Annotated in this window: 3 protein-coding genes; 1 reads left to right on the top strand and 2 read right to left on the bottom strand. The window is 63.6% G+C overall.

Features of this window, described 5'->3' with window-relative positions; genetic code table 11:
- The coding region (locus ABWY06_RS04310) for a PA4780 family RIO1-like protein kinase (RefSeq protein ID WP_353924335.1) at positions 1 to 871 on the top strand (871 nt) is incomplete at its 5' end.
- 128 nt (positions 872 to 999) lie between these two features.
- On the opposite strand, the gene cueR is transcribed toward ABWY06_RS04310, so the two are convergent.
- Complete coding sequence (gene cueR / locus ABWY06_RS04305) at positions 1,000 to 1,437, bottom strand: Cu(I)-responsive transcriptional regulator (protein ID WP_353924334.1); 438 nt, start codon at positions 1,435 to 1,437, stop codon at positions 1,000 to 1,002.
- Positions 1,434 to 2,893, bottom strand: a 1,460-nt coding sequence (locus tag ABWY06_RS04300) for a copper-translocating P-type ATPase (RefSeq protein WP_353924333.1), incomplete at its 5' end; no start/stop codon positions are given. The genes cueR and ABWY06_RS04300, both read right to left, overlap by 4 nt.

Raw genomic sequence — 2,893 nt, 5'->3', positions numbered from 1 at the left:
ACCCCTGATCGAGGACGGTCTGGTCGACGAGGTGCTGCGCCCACTCATGAGTGGTAAAGAAGCAGCTGTTTATGTGGTGCGCTGCGGCAACGAGTTACGTTGCGCGAAGGTTTACAAGGAGGCGAATAAACGTAGTTTCCGTCAGGCGGCCGAATACCAGGAAGGCCGCAAGGTGCGCAACAGCCGTCAGGCCCGGGCCATGGCCAAGGGCTCGAAGTTCGGCAAGAAAGAAACCGAGGACGCCTGGCAGAACGCCGAAGTGGCGGCTCTGTTTCGTCTGGCCGGTGCTGGCGTTCGGGTGCCCAAGCCTTACGACTTCCTTGAAGGCGTGCTCCTGATGGAGCTGGTGGCCGACGAGTACGGCGATGCTGCGCCGCGTCTGAACGACGTGGTGCTGGAGCCGGACCAGGCGCGCGAGTATCACGCGTTCCTGATCTCGCAGATCGTGCTGATGTTGTGTACCGGCCTGGTGCACGGTGACCTGTCCGAGTTCAACGTACTGTTGACCCCGACCGGCCCCGTGATCATCGACTTGCCTCAGGCAGTGGACGCGGCGGGGAACAACCACGCGTTCAACATGCTGGAACGGGATGTGGGCAACATGGCCTCATACTTCGGGCGGTTTGCTCCGGAGTTGAAGCAGACCAGGTTCGCCAAGGAGATGTGGGCCTTGTACGAAGCCGGCACCTTGCACCCGGCCAGCATCCTGACCGGCGAGTTCGACGAGCCGGAAGAGTTGGCCGACGTTGGCGGCATCATGCGCGAAATCGAGGCCGCACGCCTGGATGAAGAGCGCAAGCAGGCGGTGCGCGCGGCAGATGACGCGCCACCGAACAAAACCGAAGAACCGCCTCCGCCCTGGATGCAGTAACCGGTTGATGAAAAACCCGGCTTCGGCCGGGTTTTTTGTGACCGGCTTGCTCGCGATGGTCGTCGACGATGACGCGAGGCAGCCGATACCCCGCGGCGCCCGCTGGTTTTTCGCGAGCAAGCTCGCTCCTACAGGGGGGCTCGTGGTCTGGTTGTTTCATGGGCAGGCTCAGCACAGCAGCCCGACTCCAGGTTCTTGAGGATCGGGCAATCGGGCCGATGGTCGCCCTGGCAGTGCTCCACCAGGTCCTGCAGCGTGTCGCGCAGTTGGCCAAGCTCGCGAATCTTCTGGTTCAGCTCGTCGATATGCTGGCGGGCCAGGGCTTTTACATCGGCGCTGGCGCGCTGGCGATCCTGCCAGAGGGTCAGCAGCTTGCCGACCTCTTCCAGGGAAAACCCCAAATCCCGGGAACGCTTGATGAAGGCCAGGGTGTGCAGGTCATCGTCGCCATACACGCGGTAACCGCTGTCAGTGCGATGGGCGGCTTTGAGCAGGCCGATGGATTCGTAGTAACGAATCATCTTGGCGCTCAGCCCACTTTTGCGGGCTGCTTGGCCGATGTTCATCGGTTGTCCTCCAGGTCCTTGGGCTTCCAGGTTTTCAACAGTAGCGCATTGCTGACCACGCTGACGCTCGACAATGCCATCGCCGCGCCCGCCAGCACCGGATTGAGAAAACCGAAGGCGGCCAGGGGAATCCCGACCAGGTTGTAGACGAAGGCCCAGAACAGATTCTGCCGGATCTTGGCGTAGGTCTTGCGGCTGATCTCCAGTGCCGCAGGCACCAGTCGTGGATCACCCCGCATCAAGGTGATACCGGCGGCGTGCATCGCCACGTCGGTGCCACCGCCCATGGCAATGCCGATGTCGGCGGCAGCCAGGGCCGGGGCGTCATTGATCCCGTCGCCGACCATGGCCACGACTGCAGTTTTCTTCAACTCGACCACGGTGGCGGCTTTGTCGGCCGGCAGCACTTCGGCGTGGACATCCTCAATACCCAACGCGTCTGCGACCACTTTGGCGCTGCCGCGGTTATCACCGGTCAGCAGATGGCTGCTGATATGCCGCGCGCCGAGTTGTTGCACAGCCTGCAAGGCACCCGGCTTGAGGGTGTCACCGAAGGCGAACAGGCCCAACACCTGCGGCTCGGGGCTTTGCTCGATCAGCCATGACAGGGTGCGGCCTTCGGTTTCCCAGGCGCTGGCCGAGTCCGCCAGGACGCCAGCCTGCAAGCCGGTCTCCTCCAGCAGGCGGCGATTACCCAGGGCCAGGCGCCGCCCTTCAAGCGTGCCGGCAATTCCACGCCCGGTCAGGGACTGGCTGTCGCTGACATCGGCGACGCTCAGCCCGCGCTCGGCGCAAGCATCCAGTACCGCTTTGGCCAAGGGGTGCTCGCTGCCTCGCTGCAAGGCGCCGGCTTTTTGCAGCAGTGCATTTTCATCGCCGCCAATGGCGCTCAAGTGAGCGATGCGCGGCGCACCTGACGTCAGCGTGCCGGTCTTGTCGAACACCACTGCGCTGACTTCATGGGCGCGTTCCAGTGCCTCGGCATCCTTGATCAGGATCCCGTAGCGTGCCGCGACCCCGGTACCGGCCATGATTGCCGTGGGCGTGGCCAGGCCGAGGGCGCAAGGGCAGGCGATCACCAGCACGGCAACGGCGTTGATCAGCGCTGTTTCGATGGGAGCACCGTAAAGCCACCAGCCCACCAGCGTTGCCAATGCGATCAACAGCACGGTGGGGACGAAAACCTGGCTGACCTTGTCCACCAGTTTCTGGATGGGAGCCTTGGCCGCCTGGGCGTCTTCCACCAGGCGAATGATCCGCGCCAGCACGGTTTCGGCCCCCAGTGCCTGGGTGCGCACCAACAGCCGTCCCTCGCCGTTGATTGCGCCGCCCGTGACCTTGTCCCCAGGTTGCTTGGGCACGGGCAGGCTTTCGCCGCTGATCAGGGCTTCGTCCGCATGGCTTTGGCCTTCGACGACTTCGCCGTCTACCGGAAAGCGTTCGCCGGGTTTGACCA

The organism is Pseudomonas sp., from assembly GCF_040514055.1.
Lineage (GTDB): Bacteria > Pseudomonadota > Gammaproteobacteria > Pseudomonadales > Pseudomonadaceae > Aquipseudomonas.
Note: the sequence above shows the minus strand (reverse complement) of the source record. Positions and strands in the feature narration are given on the sequence as shown.

What these genes read in the sequence shown, in the direction of transcription:
- cueR (WP_353924334.1), bottom strand. Translation starts at nt 1,437, where the DNA reads ATGAACATCGGCCAAGCAGCCCGCAAAAGTGGGCTGAGCGCCAAGATG.